Annotated in this window: 18 protein-coding genes and 1 pseudogene; 16 read left to right on the plus strand and 3 right to left on the minus strand. The window is 58.0% G+C overall.

Features of this window, described 5'->3' with window-relative positions; translation table 11 throughout:
• Nucleotides 1-102: 102 nt before the first annotated feature.
• The gene (locus AC07VO_RS11585; protein WP_064616978.1) at nt 103-1674 is read right to left on the minus strand and encodes a sensor domain-containing diguanylate cyclase; all 1572 of its coding nucleotides are present in this window, start codon (nt 1672-1674) and stop codon (nt 103-105) included.
• Nucleotides 1675-1868: 194 nt separating this feature from the next.
• On the opposite strand from AC07VO_RS11585, the gene AC07VO_RS11590 reads away from it, so the two are divergent.
• Nucleotides 1869-2351: a hypothetical protein gene (locus tag AC07VO_RS11590; protein ID WP_064616977.1), complete on the plus strand. Its 483-nt coding sequence runs from the start codon at nt 1869-1871 to the stop codon at nt 2349-2351.
• A gap of 3 nt (nt 2352-2354) precedes the next feature.
• Here the strand turns inward: AC07VO_RS11590 and AC07VO_RS11595 are convergent, their stop codons facing one another.
• Nucleotides 2355-4106: a L,D-transpeptidase family protein gene (locus AC07VO_RS11595; protein WP_086945453.1), complete on the minus strand. Its 1752-nt coding sequence runs from the start codon at nt 4104-4106 to the stop codon at nt 2355-2357.
• 81 nt (nt 4107-4187) lie between these two features.
• On the opposite strand from AC07VO_RS11595, the gene AC07VO_RS11600 reads away from it, so the two are divergent.
• The 11 genes from AC07VO_RS11600 (at nt 4188) to AC07VO_RS11650 (ending at nt 14511) form a co-directional block, all read left to right on the plus strand.
• Complete coding sequence (locus AC07VO_RS11600) at nt 4188-4895, plus strand: murein L,D-transpeptidase catalytic domain family protein (protein WP_086945452.1); 708 nt, start codon at nt 4188-4190, stop codon at nt 4893-4895.
• 146 nt (nt 4896-5041) lie between these two features.
• The gene (locus tag AC07VO_RS11605) at nt 5042-6850 is read left to right on the plus strand and encodes a copper resistance system multicopper oxidase (protein ID WP_086945451.1); all 1809 of its coding nucleotides are present in this window, start codon (nt 5042-5044) and stop codon (nt 6848-6850) included.
• A 10-nt stretch (nt 6851-6860) separates the two neighbouring features.
• Nucleotides 6861-7748: a copper resistance protein B gene (locus AC07VO_RS11610; RefSeq protein WP_018928121.1), complete on the plus strand. Its 888-nt coding sequence runs from the start codon at nt 6861-6863 to the stop codon at nt 7746-7748.
• 55 nt (nt 7749-7803) lie between these two features.
• Nucleotides 7804-8187, plus strand: coding sequence for a copper homeostasis periplasmic binding protein CopC (gene copC / locus AC07VO_RS11615; RefSeq protein ID WP_018928122.1), 384 nt, complete (start codon nt 7804-7806; stop codon nt 8185-8187).
• A gap of 3 nt (nt 8188-8190) precedes the next feature.
• Nucleotides 8191-9120 carry a copper homeostasis membrane protein CopD gene (gene copD / locus AC07VO_RS11620; RefSeq protein WP_086945450.1) on the plus strand — a complete coding sequence of 310 codons (930 nt, stop codon included), beginning with the start codon at nt 8191-8193 and terminating at the stop codon, nt 9118-9120.
• 159 nt (nt 9121-9279) lie between these two features.
• A complete protein-coding gene (locus tag AC07VO_RS11625; RefSeq protein WP_086945449.1) occupies nt 9280-10068 on the plus strand; it encodes a hypothetical protein in 789 nt (262 codons plus the stop codon).
• A gap of 126 nt (nt 10069-10194) precedes the next feature.
• The gene (locus AC07VO_RS11630; protein WP_018928125.1) at nt 10195-10536 is read left to right on the plus strand and encodes a hypothetical protein; all 342 of its coding nucleotides are present in this window, start codon (nt 10195-10197) and stop codon (nt 10534-10536) included.
• 227 nt (nt 10537-10763) lie between these two features.
• Nucleotides 10764-11168 carry a hypothetical protein gene (locus AC07VO_RS11635; RefSeq protein ID WP_086945448.1) on the plus strand — a complete coding sequence of 135 codons (405 nt, stop codon included), beginning with the start codon at nt 10764-10766 and terminating at the stop codon, nt 11166-11168.
• Nucleotides 11169-11262: 94 nt separating this feature from the next.
• Nucleotides 11263-11466, plus strand: a complete 204-nt coding sequence (locus AC07VO_RS11640) for a DUF2933 domain-containing protein (RefSeq protein ID WP_018928127.1) — start codon at nt 11263-11265, stop codon at nt 11464-11466.
• Between the two features lie 90 nt (nt 11467-11556).
• The gene (locus tag AC07VO_RS11645; RefSeq protein WP_495007568.1) at nt 11557-13638 is read left to right on the plus strand and encodes a copper-transporting P-type ATPase; all 2082 of its coding nucleotides are present in this window, start codon (nt 11557-11559) and stop codon (nt 13636-13638) included.
• Between the two features lie 81 nt (nt 13639-13719).
• Entirely contained in the window at nt 13720-14511 is a 792-nt protein-coding gene (locus AC07VO_RS11650) for a transporter substrate-binding domain-containing protein (protein WP_086945447.1), read from the plus strand.
• Nucleotides 14512-14650: 139 nt separating this feature from the next.
• Here the strand turns inward: AC07VO_RS11650 and AC07VO_RS11655 are convergent, their stop codons facing one another.
• Nucleotides 14651-14848: a hypothetical protein gene (locus AC07VO_RS11655; RefSeq protein ID WP_019582096.1), complete on the minus strand. Its 198-nt coding sequence runs from the start codon at nt 14846-14848 to the stop codon at nt 14651-14653.
• 491 nt (nt 14849-15339) lie between these two features.
• On the opposite strand from AC07VO_RS11655, the gene AC07VO_RS11660 reads away from it, so the two are divergent.
• The 4 genes and pseudogenes from AC07VO_RS11660 to AC07VO_RS11675 all read left to right on the plus strand — a co-directional run bounded on the left by AC07VO_RS11660 (nt 15340) and on the right by AC07VO_RS11675 (nt 17345).
• Nucleotides 15340-15702 (plus strand): DUF6124 family protein, encoded by a 363-nt coding sequence (locus AC07VO_RS11660; RefSeq protein WP_064616969.1) that lies wholly within the window; start codon nt 15340-15342, stop codon nt 15700-15702.
• Between the two features lie 109 nt (nt 15703-15811).
• A pseudogene (locus AC07VO_RS11665) lies at nt 15812-16344 on the plus strand (PAAR domain-containing protein).
• 6 nt (nt 16345-16350) lie between these two features.
• On the plus strand, nt 16351-17061 hold the full coding sequence (locus AC07VO_RS11670) for a peptidoglycan recognition protein family protein (protein WP_019649364.1): 711 nt from the start codon (nt 16351-16353) through the stop codon (nt 17059-17061).
• A complete protein-coding gene (locus AC07VO_RS11675) occupies nt 17058-17345 on the plus strand; it encodes a hypothetical protein (RefSeq protein WP_018928133.1) in 288 nt (95 codons plus the stop codon). Before AC07VO_RS11670 ends, AC07VO_RS11675 begins: the two co-directional genes overlap by 4 nt.
• The last annotated feature ends 196 nt before the right edge of the window (nt 17346-17541 follow it).

Consider the following 17541-nt stretch of genomic DNA (forward strand, 5'->3'; position numbering starts at 1 on the left):
ACCATAGCAGGCATGCCCGATCATCGCTCCTGGATAACGCAAGTCATTGCCGCACTTGAAGAACCGGTCACAAGAACCATTGCCCATCGATGGCCGCAAGCATCATCGATCCGAGCGCATCAGCGCCTCGACGCCCCCTTCCATCGACAACACCGCCGAGCGATTTCGCCCTGAATGCTTGGCCTGGTACAGCGCCGCATCCGCGCGCTTGATCAACACTTCGGTGCTGTCGTGCGCCGTCGGCACAAACGAATAACAGCCAAGACTGACCGTCAGATAGCCCGTGGGCGAACCGCTGTGGGTGATGTTTTTGTCCATGACGCTGCGGCGGATTTGCTCGGCGATCGTCAGTGCTCCATGAATGTCGGTGTCCGGCAGCAACACCGCGAACTCTTCACCGCCGTAGCGCACCGCCAGATCGGCTTTGCGGTGACAGCAACTCTTCAGGGCCCGCGCCACTTCAGCCAGGCAATGGTCCCCGGCCACATGACCGTAAGTGTCGTTGTAGCGCTTGAAGTAATCGATATCGAGCATGATCAGGCCCAGCGAACTCGACCGCCGGGCACCGCGCCCGAACTCTTTCTCCAGCGCCCGTTCGAACAAGCGGCGGTTGGCCAACCCGGTCAGGCTGTCGTGGGTGGCGATCAGTTCCAGGGTTTTCTGCGCCTCGCGCAAATCCGCCTCGATGCGCTCGCCCGCGCGAACCTGATGAATGAACACCCAACCGAACAACCCCACGCCGAGGACAACCAGAGCGACGATCACACCGGATTGAATCGCCGTGTCGTACCAGTCCTTGAGGACCGCGTCTTTGGAGGATGCCGCCGCGACCACCACCGGATAGGCATCGAGCTGACGATAGCCATACAGCCGAGGGATGCCATCCACCACTGAGTCGATCATGGCATTGCCGGATGTGGCGTTGGGCAAGAGTTTCTGAAAAATCTCGCCCTTAGCCAATGACCTGCCGATCTGCGATTCCACAAACGGCCGCCGCGCCAGCAGTGTTCCATCGGTCAATGCCAAAAACATCGCGCCGTTGTCGTCGAGGCTGAAGCTTTTGAAGAACTGATCGAAGTACGACATCTTGATCCCGGCCAGCAACACACCCTGGAAATGACCGCTCTGATCGTTTATCCGCCTGGAAACCGGAATGATCCACTCGCCATTTTCCCGACTACGAATGGCCGGGCCGATGTGCGCCAGGGTTGAGATGTTTTGCTGGTGAAACCTGAAATACTCGCGATCCGCCACACCAGCCCCGCGGGGTAGATCCTCGAACGACGTCACGGCCCATTGCCCCTGCCTGTCGAACAGAAATATCCCGTGCAACTGATGCAGCGCCTGCACCCGCCGGGCGAAGGTTTTCTGCAGGCGTGGCGTCTGGGCAGCGTCGAAACCTTCAGCCTGAATCCAGTCCACCAGACTGGTCAGTACCAGATCGGCCTTCATGAACGTGTCTTCGGCCTGCTGCGCCATGGCCCGGGTCAGGTTCGACGACGACACCTCGGCCAACGCCAGGTCATGCCGACGCGACTGCTCCAGTTGCAGGTAAAGCAGCCCACAGAGACAAAGACATACCGCCGCAATGAACAGCACCGCGGCCTTGAGCAAAGGCAGTCGCTTCAAGGCACCGCCGGACGCGTGCTGCGGATCGTGAATGGGGATAGGCAAAAGTGAGTCCTGGAAAAGGGTAAGACATGGGCAACGGCCCAAAGCCCCTATTTTTTTGAGCGTAGTCTACGGGGTTGTGCGGGATAAACAGAGGATTGAGGGATAAATGGTTGTGTTTTAATTCCATGACGCAAGGCAAAACCACATGACCTTGAAGAAGCTACGATTAACTGACATCACGACAGGAAATCGAAATGAGTAAGGTAGACGAGCTCGCCGCGAAGCTTAAACAATCCCGGCAAACCAGTGCCGACGCGACCATCGCCGATCAAGCCATCGACAGCTGGCCCGCCCAGGTCTACGAGCTGTATCACCAGATCGAAGCCTGGCTGCAACCACTGATCGAGGTGGGCCTGAAGCTGCGACGCAATTCCACCCATGTATTCGAGAGTGCGCCGGACGGCGCGACTTACGATTACGCCATCGACCAACTGCTGATCGAAGGCAACCACCACGGCATCACCTTCGATCCCGTCGCGCGCCTCACCGTCGACGGTGCCGGGCGGATCGAAATCCACTCGACAGGCAAGGAGCTCGCCTTGTTACGAACCGTGAACGAACACGGCGAGACGCAGTGGTGGCTCCAGGCGAGCGAACAATCCGGACAACAACCGGATGCGATCGCGCTGACGGAACACAATTTGCTGCTGGCCGTGCAGGAAGGCTTGGGGCTTTAAGGCCTACAACTTGCTCTGCTCCGCTGCCACCGAGGGAGGCGCCGTTCGCCTCCCGTCCAGCGCCGGCCGCTCCGAAGGCAGATTCAACGCCCGCAATACCGGGGAGTCATAGCCATACACATCGGGCTTGAATGTCACGCGCCCATCAAGACTCAGGTCCACCGTCCAGTAGGCCAACAGCACCGGCACTTTCACCGGGAGCCTGATGTTCTCTGTCTTGCCGTTGGCTAACTGTTTTTGAATCCCTTCGCTGTTCCAGTGAACCGGATCGTTGAACAACAGCTCCACCAATTGCAGCGGGTTTTCTACCCGAATACAGCCGGAGCTGGTCGCGCGATTGGATTTCGCGAACAAATCTCGATGCGGCGTGTCGTGCAGATAAATCGAATACTCATTGGGAAAACGAATCACTACCTGCCCCAGCGAGTTATCCGACCCCGCATCCTGCCGCAAGGTGAGACCGCGCGGGTTGTCCCAATCGACAGTGGACGGATCAAGCACATTGCCATCTCGATCGATCACGCGAATCCGGCTTGCCTCAAGGTAACCAGGATTGTCGCGAATCTTCGGAAGCATGTCCTTGAGCAGAATCGTCGGTGGTACGGTCCAGGTGGGGTTGAACGTGACGTAGGTGATCGCGGATTGAAAAATCGGCGTGCTGCGAAACGGTTTACCGACCTGCACCCGTGAGCGCCAGATCGGTTTGCCATCGCGATAGAACGCGACTTTATACCCGGCGATATCGACCACGACGAAGGTGCCCTGAAGCTTGTACAGCAGCCATCGCGCCCGCTCCATGTTCACCCGCACCTGATCGATTCGCGCCTCGACTGGTACATTCAGCTCCGTGAGTGTCGCCGGCCCCGCTACGCCGTCCGCCCCAAGGTATTGCTCCGTCTGAAACTTCTTCACCGCCGCGGTGACGGCGTCGTCGTAGTCAGTGCGAGCAGTTCCTTGCGCGGCGAGATAACCGCCCGCCGCCAAACGCGTACGCAGTAGAGCAACTGAGGCGTCGTCCATGCCGGGCCTGAGCGTCTGCCCTTCCGGGATCTTTGGCCAGCCACCCCGATCACGAACCTTGCGCAGTTGCGCCAGGCCATGGCGCAACGTGCCGTAAACCGCTTCTTGGGGCGGCGCCTGGGCAAAGGCGCGCGCAATGTCATGGCTATCGAGGGCGGCAAAAAACTTATTGACGTCCTCCCGAGGATCGACGCCGGCGGGGTCGAAGTTCCAGTGGATGTCCAACCGCGAAGGGTCGACCTTGCCGCGCCGCAACTGCAGCAGCGCCGTGATGAACGTCCGGGTGGCGGAGATATCAAAGGCTGCCCGTTGCCCGGGGGTTGGGGAGGTTGTCTGCATCAGCGTGTGGGCCTCGGCCAACTCGGCGATCCGGAAATCCGCGGGGTTCAGGCCATCGGCCTGGGTATCACCCAAGCTTTTCAACAACTGGGCGACATCGTCATCGTCCGTCCAGGCGGCGCGATAGCCACGATGGCTATAAAAATCCAGCACGACTCGGTTCACATCGACCCGTTGATGACGCGGCGAGGTGAGCAGCGGCGGAAACGCCGAACTCAATGGCGCCAACTCCGCCTGAATCGCTTGGCCGACATAATCACCGGGAGCCGCTTCAGCCACAGTGCTAACGGGAGATGCCGGCTCAATCGGCGAAGTTTGCGCGATCGCCGTGCCGCTTATCAGAAAGCCCATAAAAAATATGCGGCTTATGACGAATAACCTTGTTAACTGCCCCATGGATAATCCTTAATCTTCCGTTTTCAACCGGCTAGCGTCGTGCGCGCTGCTAGACTCGAAATATTCAGATGAGACTTGCATATGGCCCCACACCGCTTTGGCTGCTTAATGACGGCCCTGCTGCTGACTGCTTTTTTTTCATTACCGGCAGCCTACGCCGATTCGCTTGAAGCTGCCTTGGTCAAAGCGGCCCCCGATGCCAACGCCAAAGTCATTGCCCTGGCCGTTCGCGCCTCCCAATGCAGCCGGGCACAAGGCACGTCCCCGGCGCAGAGACTCGCAGTGATCGATTATTCCCTGCCCTCGACCGTACAACGTCTTTGGGTATTCGACCTTAAACAACGCAAATTGTTGTTCCATGAACTGGTCGCCCACGGTCGCAACAGTGGCGAGAACATGGCCAGCCAATTCTCCAATCAGAATGCCAGCTACGCCACCAGCCTGGGCTTGTACCGTACCCAATCCAGCTATGTCGGGCAGAACGGTTATTCCCTGCGCATGGAAGGCCTGGAACCGGGTTTTAACGACAACGCCTTCGAACGGGCGATCGTCATTCACGGCGCGCCTTACGTCAGCCCTGCCCTGGCGCGGGCCAATGGCCGGATTGGCAGAAGTCTCGGCTGCCCTGCAGTGAGGCCTGCGATTGCACATCGGCTGATCGACTCGATGAAGGATGGGCAGTTGTTATTTTCTTACTACCCGGATCAGCGTTGGTTGAAGTCTTCTTCGTATATCAATTGCGGTAACGCCACCGTGGCGGATTCGTCCAGGTCCAATAGCAGTCCTTGAACACCGCGTGAAACTGTCAAAACTGTAATCTTGGCCTCAGCCTGCTGAAAGGCACCGCCCGTTAGCCTCCTCCCCATTGAGTTCTCTTCCTTCCGCTTAGGATGGACCTGAGGGCTTCATCAGGCTGACGGACGGGATAAAACGGCATGCATTCCAACACCTCAAGACGCACCTTTGTGAAGGGCCTGGCCGCTGGCGGGGTGCTCGCTGGCCTCGGGCTGTGGCGCACGCCAGTCTGGGCGGTCACCAGCCCCGGCCAACCGAATGTGCTGGCCGGTACCGACTTCGACCTGTTCATTGGCGAATCCCCGGTCAACATCACCGGCAACCCTCGAACCGCGATGACCATCAACGGCGGCATTCCCGGCCCCCTGCTGCGCTGGCGTGAAGGCGACACCGTCACGCTGCGGGTGAAAAACAAACTCAAGGACAGCACGTCCATTCACTGGCACGGCATTTTGCTGCCGGCCAACATGGACGGCGTGCCGGGCCTGAGTTTTCACGGGATCGAACCGGACGGCATGTACGTCTACCAGTTCAAGGTCCGGCAGAATGGCACTTACTGGTACCACAGCCATTCGGGCTTTCAGGAACAGTCCGGGGTTTATGGGCCGTTGGTGATCGATGCCAAGGAGCCGGAGCCGTTCCAGTACGACCGCGATTACGTGGTGATGCTCACCGACTGGACCGACGAAGACGCCGTCGGCCTGATGAAAAAACTCAAGAAACAATCGGACTACTACAACTACAACAAACGCACTGTGGGCGACTTCATCCACGACGTCAGCGAGAAAGGCTGGGGGTCGACGGTGGCCGATCGCAAGATGTGGGCCGAGATGAAGATGAACCCCACCGACCTGGCGGACGTCAGCGGTGCCACTTACACCTACTTGATGAACGGCCAGGCACCGAACATGAACTGGACTGGCCTATTCCGTCCCGGCGAAAAGCTGCGCCTGCGTTTTATCAACGGCTCGTCCATGACCTATTTCGACGTGCGTATCCCGGGCTTGAAAATGACCGTGGTCGCGGCGGATGGCCAACACGTCAAACCGGTGAGCGTCGACGAGTTCCGCATCGCGGTGGCGGAGACGTTCGATGTAATTGTCGAGCCGACCCAGGACGCCTACACGCTGTTCGCCCAATCGATGGATCGAACGGGTTATGCGCGAGGCACCCTGGCGGTGAAGGCAGGGTTGTCGGCGCCGATTCCAGCGCTGGATCCGCGACCGCTGCTGACCATGGATGACATGGGCATGGGCGGCATGGATCACGGCAGCATGGGCGGTGACATGGCGGGGATGGACCACGGTGCCATGCAAGGCATGAACGGTGGTGACATGCAGGGCATGGACGGCGGCGACATGCAGGGCATGGACAGCATGGCCGGAATGGATCACAGCAGCATGGCCATGGGTGGCATGGCCGGAATGCAATCCCATCCCGACACGGAAAAAGACAACCCTCTGGTGGACATGCAAGCCATGAGCACCACGCCAAAACTCGACGACCCGGGCATCGGCCTGCGCAACAACGGCCGCCGTGTGCTGACCTACTCCGACCTGCGCAGCACCTTCGAAGACCCGGACGGCCGCGAGCCCGGCCGCACCATCGAACTGCACCTGACCGGCCACATGGAGAAGTTCGCCTGGTCATTCAACGGCGTGAAGTTCTCTGATGCCGAACCCGTGCGACTCAAGTACGGCGAGCGGGTTCGAGTGGTGCTGGTCAACGACACGATGATGACTCACCCCATTCATTTGCACGGCATGTGGAGCGACCTCGAAGACGAGAACGGCCAGTTCATGGTACGCAAACACACCATCGACATGCCGCCAGGATCAAAGCGCAGCTATCGGGTCACTGCCGATGCGCTCGGCCGCTGGGCCTACCACTGCCATCTCCTGTACCACATGGAAATGGGCATGTTCCGTGAAGTTCGCGTGGAAGAATAAGGCGCTACCCATGACCAGACTCACTCCGATCACTTTGACCCTCGTCACCATGGGCCTGACGCTCTCTTCGGCCATGGCCGCCACCGACAACATGCAGGGCATGGACCATAGCCAGATGCCGGGCATGGACCACAGCCAGATGCAGAGCGAGGATTACGGGCAAATGCAGCCCGCCGCGCCGACCCAAAGCCGCACGCCGATCCCGGCATTGACCGACGCCGACCGTGCCGCCGTTTTCGTCAGCCCCGCCGGCCATGACATGCACGACAGTGCGCTCAACTATTACTTCCTAGCCGACAAACTCGAATGGCAGGACGCCGATAACGGCAGCGCATTGGCGTGGGATCTGTCCGGCTGGATCGGCGGCGACATCGATCGCCTGTGGCTGCGCTCCGAAGGCGAACGCGTCAATGGCAAAACCGAAGACGCCGAGGTCCAGGCCCTCTGGGGTCACGCGATCAGCCCATGGTGGGACGTGGTGACCGGCGTGCGCCAGGACTTCAAACCCGGCGCCCCGCAAACCTGGGCCGCGTTCGGCGTGCAAGGCATGGCCCTGTACAACTTCGAAACCGAGGCCACCGCGTTCATCGGCGAAGGCGGTCAGACCGCTGCACGCCTTGAAGGCGACTACGACATCCTGCTCACCAACCGGCTGATTCTGCAGCCGACCGCCGAGCTCAACGTCTACGGCAAAAACGACCCGCAACGGGGCATCGGCTCCGGGTTGTCCAGCACCGAAGCCGGCCTGCGCCTGCGCTATGAAATCCGCCGGGAATTCGCGCCCTACATCGGCGTGACCTGGAACCGCACCTACGGCAAAACCGCCGATTACGCCAGGGACGAAGGCGAGGACCGCAGCGAAGCCCGACTGGTCGTCGGTGTTCGGCTGTGGTTCTAAACACTTCAACTCAAAAACCTAAAAACCAACCGCTTAAAGCGGTAAGAGGCCTTGCATGCGCACCATCAAAACCACCGCTGTCGCCATCGCACTTTCCACCGGGCTGCTCATGAGCGCACTGGCTCAAGCCCACCCGAAACTGCTCTCCTCCACTCCAACCGAAGGCGCGGACGGCGCAGCGCCCAGCAACATCGAGCTGCACTTCTCCGAAAACCTCATGACCCAATTCTCCGGCGCCAAACTGGTCATGACCGAAATGCCCGGCATGGCCCATTCCCCCATGCCGATGAAAGCCAAGGTCTCCGGCGGCAGCGACCCGAAAACCATGGTCATCACCCCGCTCTCGCCCCTGCCCACCGGCAGCTACAAAGTCGAATGGCGCGCCGTGTCTTCGGACACTCACCCGATCACCGGCAACGTTACGTTCAAAGTGAAGTGATTGATGAGCGACTCGGTCGGCATTGCCCTGCGGTTTGCGTTGTATGTGGATTTGATGCTGTTGTTCGGGGTAGCGCTTTTTGGGCTGTACAGCCTTAAAGGTCAGGAACGGATGTCCGGGGCGGTGCTGCCATTCCGCTCGATGCTGGCGGGGACGGCAGTGCTGGGCGCGGTGTTGTCCGTCGCCAGCATGGTGATGATGGCGAGCGCCATGAGCGGTGAAACGGACTTCGCCGAGCTGCGTCCGCACATCGAAATGATGCTGTTTGAGACGGATGTCGGCTTGGCTTGGGGGGTTCGCATTGTTGCGCTGGTGATCGCTGGCTTAGCGGTGATGCTCCGTGCATCTGGTTTCAGTTTATGGGTCGCGGCTTTTGCCGGTGCTGTTGCCCTCGCCAGCCTGGCCTGGAGCGGGCATGGGGCGATGGATGAAGGCGATCGTCGCTTTTGGCATTTCGCGGTGGACATTCTGCACCTGCTGGCCGCGGGGGCTTGGCTTGGCGCGTTGCTGGCGTTTGCGTTGATGGCGAAGATCAACGCCCTGCAAACCGAAGCGCGCCTCAGGTTGCTGGCCCGCGCGGTCAATCGGTTTGAGGCGATTGGCGCGGCCATCGTCGTGGTCATCACGGTGACGGGGGTGGTGAATTATCTGTTCATCGTTGGGCCGAAGCTGGACGAGGTGTTTCTCAGCACTTACGGGATTCTGCTGTTCATCAAAGTGGTGCTGTTTGCCGGCATGCTGGTGCTCGCCGCGTTGAACCGGTTTCACCTCGGGCCGTTTCTGGAGCGGTCGTTGCGGGACGGGCAATACACGGTCGCCGCCAATGCGTTGCGGCGCAGCGTGGTGGTGGAATTGGCAGCGGCGGTGTTGATCGTGGGATTGGTGGCCTGGTTGGGGACGTTGAGTCCGGAGATGAAAATGGGCGAATTGTAGGGGCACAAGTACCTTTAGAAGGCGCGTAACAAAAGAGGTCGCCTTCCCCGACGTCCGGTGCCCTCCTTTATTTGCCTAGGTGAAAATCCCCTACTACCGTCAACAGTCAGAGGCGGCATTTACCGCTGTGGGCACTCGACATCAGGGAGCGAAATCGGGATGGCTTACAATTTAGCGTTGGTGAACCCCTTTAATGCAAAGGAATCAGCGGATTACGACGAAATATCTAGAAGCTGGCTTGATGCCTGGAAAGAAAAGTCCAAAAAAATAATGCCCTCACCCTCGGAAAGCGATTCAAAAAATTCATCTCCTTCTTTCAAAGAAGATGGAATAAAAAGATTAAGAGATGACGATGAGGAAGAAAAGGCACACCCGAGCAAGACACAAAAAACTTCGACAATCATCTCTAAATACATAAGCAAAGGCTGCCTGGTGTCCGGTGGACCCGCCGCCGAGCAGCTTGTTAGTTTTATTAGAACACTGATTGGAGACGGAGATCGAATTTACGTCCTGGGCCATTGTGAACCGGGAAGCTCCGTGCTTATGTCCTCGGAAGAAAAAGGCAAAGGTCAAACCGTCAACGCCAAAGAACTGGCAAGATTCTTTGACGTGTTATTTGGACTTAATAAGAGCTATGCGGGAAAAATCAAGATATTCGGATGCCATAGCGCACTGGGTTTGGGTGATACAAAATCCTTCGCCGAACAATTCAAGGATGCAATGAGGAAACGTGAATACCATAACTGCACCATTGAAGGGTATACAGCGTCAGTCAGAGGCTACGATGGCGAGCACAAAGTTGCGTTCATCGGAACCGCCGAAGAGCTAAAACGAGCCCAGATGGCTGAAATTCTGTATGCAGAAGAAACGATCAGCAAAGCTAAGCTCGACTCTTTCTATGAAAACAAAACCGCACGTCCCAGCACCCGGAGAGTGTCCTTCGCCTAGTTTCAGATAGTTTTAAGACAATAGGCTGACGCGTCGCTCAATCATTAAAGGGCGCAAAGGCTTAAGGGTTGACACCCAAGCGCCAAGGTGAAAAAAAGCGGCGCAATTATCGAAAGGAGTTCGAAAATGGCTGACGTGATGAAAGTAGTGGATGTCGACTTAAAAATACTTAAATCAAACCCACCGCAGCTACACATATCGGCAATTGGCCTGGTGAATTCTGGTGGATGGACAAACCCGAGACTGGAGCCACGGGTCTATATCCAGTTCCCACCGGACGGCATTCAGGACTTCGATTTTGTTGCTGATCCGCCCCAAGGGGCTGCTATACAGGTCATCCTTCCCATCGACGCATCAAAACTTTGGAAAGACCCGCCACTCGATAAACTCAAGGGAGTAAGAGTCCACTCTGCTAGCAACTCGATTGAAGCTCACCTTAAGAGTTCGAAGTCCGTGGCTTGTGGATAAACAACTCATATAGAGGGATACGTGTCGGGCCTTGCCTGACACGTATCAGCCATTGGAATGTCACCCTGGCAGCACAACAAACCTCTGTGGACGTCGTTTGATATGGATCAACAACGCCCTGCGACCGTGGCGTAAGTTCAAGATCACTCCCTCTAACGGGAACACAACATACCTTGGTCCGCAGCCATCCGACGCTGCCGATCCGCGTTATCAATGTGGAGATCGCCATGCACATCTACGTCAAGTCCCTCCTGGCCGCACTGGTCATGAGCAGCCCATTGCTGACGCTGGCTGCCGAATACCCCGAAACAACGCCCGCCGCCCCCTCCGAGGACGCAACCCAAGCCACGCCCATGCAAGACAAGGCCATGAGCGAACAGATGAAGAAAATGCAGACGGCCCACGACAAAATGATCGCCGCCAAAACCCCGGCCGAACGCCGGGCAGCCATGCAGGAAGCCATGACTACGATGAGAACAAGCCTCGGCATGCTGCACGACAATTGCAGAGGTATGGGGATGGGCATGGGCATGTCCGGTGGCAAGGGCAGCTCGGATACGGCGATGATGGACATGATGATGAAAATGATGGATCAGCAATCCATGATGATGAAGATGCCGATGGGCCAATAAGCATCGCGCCATGGCCCCCGTCGTAGACGGTTGGCATTGGCCGGCATAGCCGGACGACACCCCGGAAGATTTCCGTCAGAACGGAGCGCGTCACATGAACCACTCAAACCCCTCGACACCTCCAGCCACCTCATTCTGGCGCAGCAAACCCGGCATCGCGCTAGGCATGCTGCTGGTGATCGGACTGTTCTACCTGGCCCGCGAGCATTACGGTCATATCTACCCGCTTTTGCCCTATCTGATTCTATTGCTGTGCCCGCTGATGCACCTGTTCGGGCATCACCACGGCAGACACTGACCCATGCATCGCCATCTCGATCACCTCAAATCACCTGCTTTGGCGCAGCAGGCGGCGGAGCCGACGACCGAAAAAGAGTACACCTGCCCCATGCACCCGGAGATCCGCCAGCGCAGTCCGGGTACATGCCCCAAGTGCGGCATGACCCTTGAGCCGGTGTTGCCCGAACTGGAGGAATCGGACAACCCTGAGCTCGCGGACTTTTCCTGGCGCTTCTGGTGGACCCTTCCTCTGACTCTAGCGGTGACCGCACTGGCGATGGGCAGCCATGGCTTGAGCCTGTTTCACGGCGCCACACAGAACCTGGTCGAACTGGTGCTCGCCACGCCCGTCGTGCTTTGGGCCGGCTGGCCGTTCTATGTGCGCGGCGCCCGTTCGGTCATCCAGCGCAGCCCCAACATGTGGACGCTGATCGGCCTCGGCACCGCGGCGGCCTTCCTCTATAGCCTTGCCGCCACCCTGACACCCGGCCTGTTTCCAGCCACCTTCATGATGGACGGCCGGGTTGGTGTGTACTACGAAGCAGCGGCGGTCATTATTTCCCTGACGCTGCTCGGACAGATGCTGGAACTCAAGGCGCGCTCGCAAACCTCGGCCGCGATCAAATCACTGCTCGGCTTGGCGCCCAAGACTGCGCGCCGGATCAACACCGACGGCAGCGAAACAGACATTGCACTGAGCCATGTGCACAGCGGCGACACCTTGCGCGTGCGCCCCGGCGAGAAGGTCCCGGTCGATGGTGTGGTGTTGCAGGGCGAAAGCGCGGTGGACGAGTCCATGCTCACAGGCGAGCCGGTCCCCGTGATGAAACGCCCTGGTGACGGGCTGATCGGCGCCACCCTCAATACCCACGGCAGCCTGGTGATGCAGGCGCGGAAGGTGGGCTCAGCCACCGTGCTTGCGCAAATTGTGCAGATGGTGGTCCAGGCACAACGCTCCAAAGCACCGATGCAACGCCTGGCGGACGTGATTGCTGGCTACTTCGTCATGGTGGTGATCGCCATTGCCGTCCTGACTTTTGTCGGCTGGGGGTTGTGGGGGCCGCAACCGAGCTGGGTGTTCGGCCTCATCAATGCAGTGGCGGTGCTGATCATCGCCTGCCCGTGTGCCCTCGGCCTGGCCACACCGATGTCGGTGATGGTCGCCACCGGCAAGGCGGCCAGCAGCGGCGTGCTCTTTCGGGATGCGGCGGCGATCGAAAACCTGCGCAAAATCGACACCCTGATCGTGGACAAGACCGGCACCCTCACCGAAGGCCGCCCGGCGTTTCACAGCGTCGAACCTGCGCCTGGCTACAGTGCTGACGAGGTGCTGCGCCTGGCCGCCAGCCTCGACCAGGGCAGCGAGCACCCGTTGGCCCACGCCATCGTCGAACATGCACGCGCCAATGGCTTGGTGTTGAGCACAGCGCAGACGTTCGAGTCGGCGTCAGGGATCGGCGTGCGCGGCCAGGTCGACGGGCACCGTGTTCAACTGGGCAACACCGCCCTGATGGCAGAAGCCGGCATCGCCCTGGAAGCCTTGCAACCTCAAGCCGAGCAACTGCGCAGCGACGGAACCAGCATCATGTACCTGGCCGTGGATGGCGTGCTCGCGGGGTTGCTCGCCGTCGCCGACCCGATCAAACCCACCACCCGGCTCGCTGTCGAACGCCTGCAGGCCGATGGCGTGCGGGTGATCATGGCGACCGGAGACGGCCTCACCACTGCCCGTGCCGTCGCCCGCCAACTGGGTATCGAAGAAGTCCACGGCGAGGTCAAGCCACAGGACAAGGAACGCCTGGCCGCCGCATTGCAGGAACGCGGGCACCGAGTGGCAATGGCCGGCGACGGCATCAACGATGCCCCGGCCCTGGCCCGTGCCGATGTCGGTATCGCCATGGGCACTGGCACCGATGTCGCGATGAACAGCGCACAAGTCACCCTGGTCAAGGGCGACCTGCTCGGCATTCTGCATGCCCGCAACCTGTCGGTGGCAACCGTGCGCAACATGCACCAGAACCTTGCCTTTGCCCTGGCCTACAACGCCATGGGCATCCCCCTCGCCGCCGGGTTGTTCTACCCGCTGACCGGGCATTTGCTGTCCCCGTTGGTGGCGGCACTGGCCATGAGCGTGAGCTCTGCCTCAGTGGTGTTCAATGCCTTGCGCCTGCGCCGGGCCGTGATTGACTGAGCACATTGCTGACAGCCAGGAAGCGGTTTCACTACACTGATCCAGCCTTGCCCCCCACTCCATCACAAAAGCCCGATAACGATGAAAACCATAAAAAGCACATTGCTGCTCAGTGGCCTGCTGGCGCTATCCTGCGGCGCTCAGGCAGAGCAAAGCCCTTCGCACCTGGACACCGTCCTGCAACAAGGCCAACTGCGCGTTTGCACCACAGGCGACTACAAACCCTATACCTTCAAAGGTGAAGACGGCGAATACTCGGGCATCGACATCGCCATGGCCCGCTCACTGGCCGACAGCCTGGGAGCGAAGGTCGAGTGGGTCCAGACCACCTGGAAAACCCTGATGCCCGACATGCTCGCGGGCAAATGCGACATCGGCGTCGGCGGCATCTCCGTCACCCTGGAACGCCAGAAAAAAGCCTTCTTCAGCACCACCCTGGACGTCGACGGCAAAATCCCGCTGGTGCGCTGCGAAGATCAGGCGAAATACCAGACCCTCGAACAAATCAACCAGCCTTCGGTTCGCCTGGTCGAACCGGCCGGCGGCACCAACGAAGCCTTCGTCCACGCCTTCCTGCCCAAGGCGCAACTGCAGCTTCACGACAACGTGACCATCTTCCAGCAACTGCTGGACAAGAAGGCTGACGTGATGATCACCGATGCGTCGGAAGCGCTGTATCAGCAGAAACTCAAACCGGGTTTGTGCGCGGTCAACCCGACGCAATACATGCAGTATGGAGAGAAGGCATATCTGCTGCCGCGGGATGACATCAGCTGGAAGATGTATGTCGATCAGTGGCTGCATTTGGCCAAGGTGACGGGGAATTACCAGAAAATTCTGGGTCAGTGGATCGCGGTGCCAGAGGCTAAATAGCCCGTTAGTTGCCGCGACACATTCCCTGTAGCAGCTGGCGCAGCCTGCGTTCGGCTGCGCAGCAGTCGTAAAATCAGAACACGCGGTTCATCAGGTAAATCACGCAACGGCGAAAACACCCCAGCCGTTGCGTCATTCCTTAGTCGTGCAGCAAGCCCGAGCTGTACTCATTAAAGCTGTTGCCGATCGCGCTCCCACCAAAGTTCACCTTGTTGGGGTTATGGCCATCGAATTGTTGGCAGCCTTCTGAAAAACAGGAACTGGTGCTCACACCCGAACAGGCGCTCAAGAGCAAAGCACCGGTGATCAGCATGGCTTTGAAGAGGTTCGAGATCATCTTGTTGTTTCCTGTGGGCTGGAGGTGAGGCAGCACGGTCTTAGGTGGTCATCCTATGCCGCGAGCCTGCCCAACTTGATGAAACATTGCTGAGCGACAGCGTTGGTTCAGCATCCTTGTTTTTTCTGAAGCGACCCACCTGTTTAGATGAGCGTTTAAAGACACTCACCGTTACTTCACCAAGGCTACAACGCCTTGCGTCGTTGCCTACGACTGCGCCAGAATCCGCCGGCTGTGCGCCTGGCGCTCCCGCCGGTAACTTGATTCCCGTCACTGCTCATCAGTGATCGGGTCTGCAAGCCCGCCGGAATACCAGTCGCATAGCCCTACCGTAGGACACTCGTTTGTGTCCGCTCAATGGCGGCTTTGTGCGGGAGACCTTCGGGTCTGCCGGGTTCCTGGTTTCCCGGTCTTGCAGACCCGCGCATAGCTGCCACCCATCATCTGCAAGTGATGCTGGTAGCTCCTAATGAATAATCAGGAGTTTCACCATGTTCAAGGCCACACCCAACCCGCCGGTCACAGACCCGACATCCCCTTACGAATCACTCGACTCAAAAAAACTCCACGAAGCCGCCGAACGCGCCCTCGACCACTACCTCAAACCGGCTGCTCAAATCATGGCCACGGCCAACGAGCCCGAGCGCATGTTCCTAGCCAACCCGAAGTACAACACCGAATCCCTGCTGGCCAACGCCTGCGAGTCATTGGGCTCGGCCACGGTTATGCTCAATGATTTTGCTGCGCTGCTGGAGGGGACACACCGCAAAACCCTGCTGGGTATTGCGCAGGTGGTCATGTTGGGGGAGCTGGCGGTGAATCAGGCGTTGGATAAGGTCGAGCCGTCTGAGTAATTAATGTTGTACATCGGCGCGGGGAGCGTGAGCTCCTCGCGCCTCAGCCACCTTTCAAAGCAACTCTGATACAGTCGCCCCCGGTAAATTCGTTGACAGGAAGTCAAACATGGCAAAGCCCGCCGCACGTATCACCGACCCCACCAGTTGTCCCATGCCTGGGCACGGCCCAAAAGCCATCGCCTCTGGCTCTCCCAACGTGTTCTTCGACGGTCTTGCAGCCGCGACCAAAGGCGATGCCTGCACCTGTGGCAGCGCTCTAGTCTCGAGCGTAGCAGCAACGGTCTTCATCAATGGCAAGAACGCTGCACTGGTCGGCACTGTCGGAACCCATGGCGACGTCGTGATTGGTGGGTCAGGCACTGTGATCATCGGTGATTCGCATACACCAGCACCGTTCATGCCCCCACTTCCGCTTTTACTGCAAAAACCTACGGACACAGCTTCAGCATCGTCGATAGCGAAACCGGTCAACCTTTAGCCGGAAGAAGTTTCACTGCCACAATTAACGGTGAAAAGATCATTGGTATCACCGATGGTGCAGGAATAGCGCACGTCAAAACCCCCATCAAAGATGCCACTATTTCTGTGAGCATTTACTTTATCTCTCCTGCTCGGACGCTTAGCGAACTCACGGATTGATCAAACATGGCTGAACAATTTACTACTGAAGCAAAAGCAACCGAAGTCAAACCCAAAGAACCAGCGGCGCCCACTACCATCACCGTCAACGATAGAGCTGCTACCAGAGAAGCGATCCTCAGACTCGTCCGCAAAAATGGTGAGTTTATAGAACGATCATCTTGGGGAGCGCATAAAGCAAAAGGCGAAATGGTCGATGACTGGGACTACTCGATGATCGCACTTCACCATGCCGGTAGAAGTGTCGGCTGTGGTGCCGGCGCAGGACAGATGCGTGCGATTCAGAGCGAGCACCAGGCCAAGTTCGATGACATCGGTTATCACTACGGCATCGATTGTATGGGTAAAGTATTCGAAGGACGCGACATCCGGTTCAAAGGCTCAAGCGTACATAATTACAACACGGGCGTAATTGGCATCGTTTTGCTAGAAAATTTGACAACCGCCGATGAAGGTGGCGATGTGGTTGCCCTTGCCCGTCAGGCTCTTGAAGCCATCAACGGCAATATGGACCAGAAAATCCCAGCCATACAAATCGACACCCTACTGAACTTAATTCAAGCCCTGACCAGCGTTTTCAGGGTGACGACTTTGGGTGGACACCGGGAATTTCCCATGCAAGCCGGGGAAGGAAAGATTTGTCCCGGCAACATTGGGATGGAGCTGGTGAGAAACCTTCGAATTAAAACCAAACTGTTACGACCACCCGCATCATGAAATTTCTACTTATCATTGTTCCGACCATACTCGTCGCCTTCCTCTACATCGGCTTTTACGAAAGGATGGAAGACGCCTACCCGGAAAAAGTATTTTTCATCAAGAAATACCCGACATTTCAGATTAAGTTTGAAAATATTTTCGCGTACGAATCAGATGACAAAAAATTGAGTGAGCTAAGTGACACGGAGCGACAGTTGGTCATCCAGTACTGTAAATATCGGTTAGGTGTGACTACGACATTGAAAAACCAAAACGAGCTTGAGGAATGCAAAAAAAGGTAAGATAAACCATCTTTTGGATGGTAAAAATTGGACAGATCTATTTCATACGCAAAATAAATCCGCCCCTGAGGGACGGATTTATTTACTCGTACCAAGACGCTCAACCCCTCCCCTTTCTGCTTTTCTCCGGAATTGATTTTCCACCTAGCGGTTGTCGATTTTGGCGCTGCTTTTCCTTCCTTTTTCGCTGGAGGAC

This window comes from Pseudomonas sp. GW821-FHT03E01 (assembly GCF_059420765.1).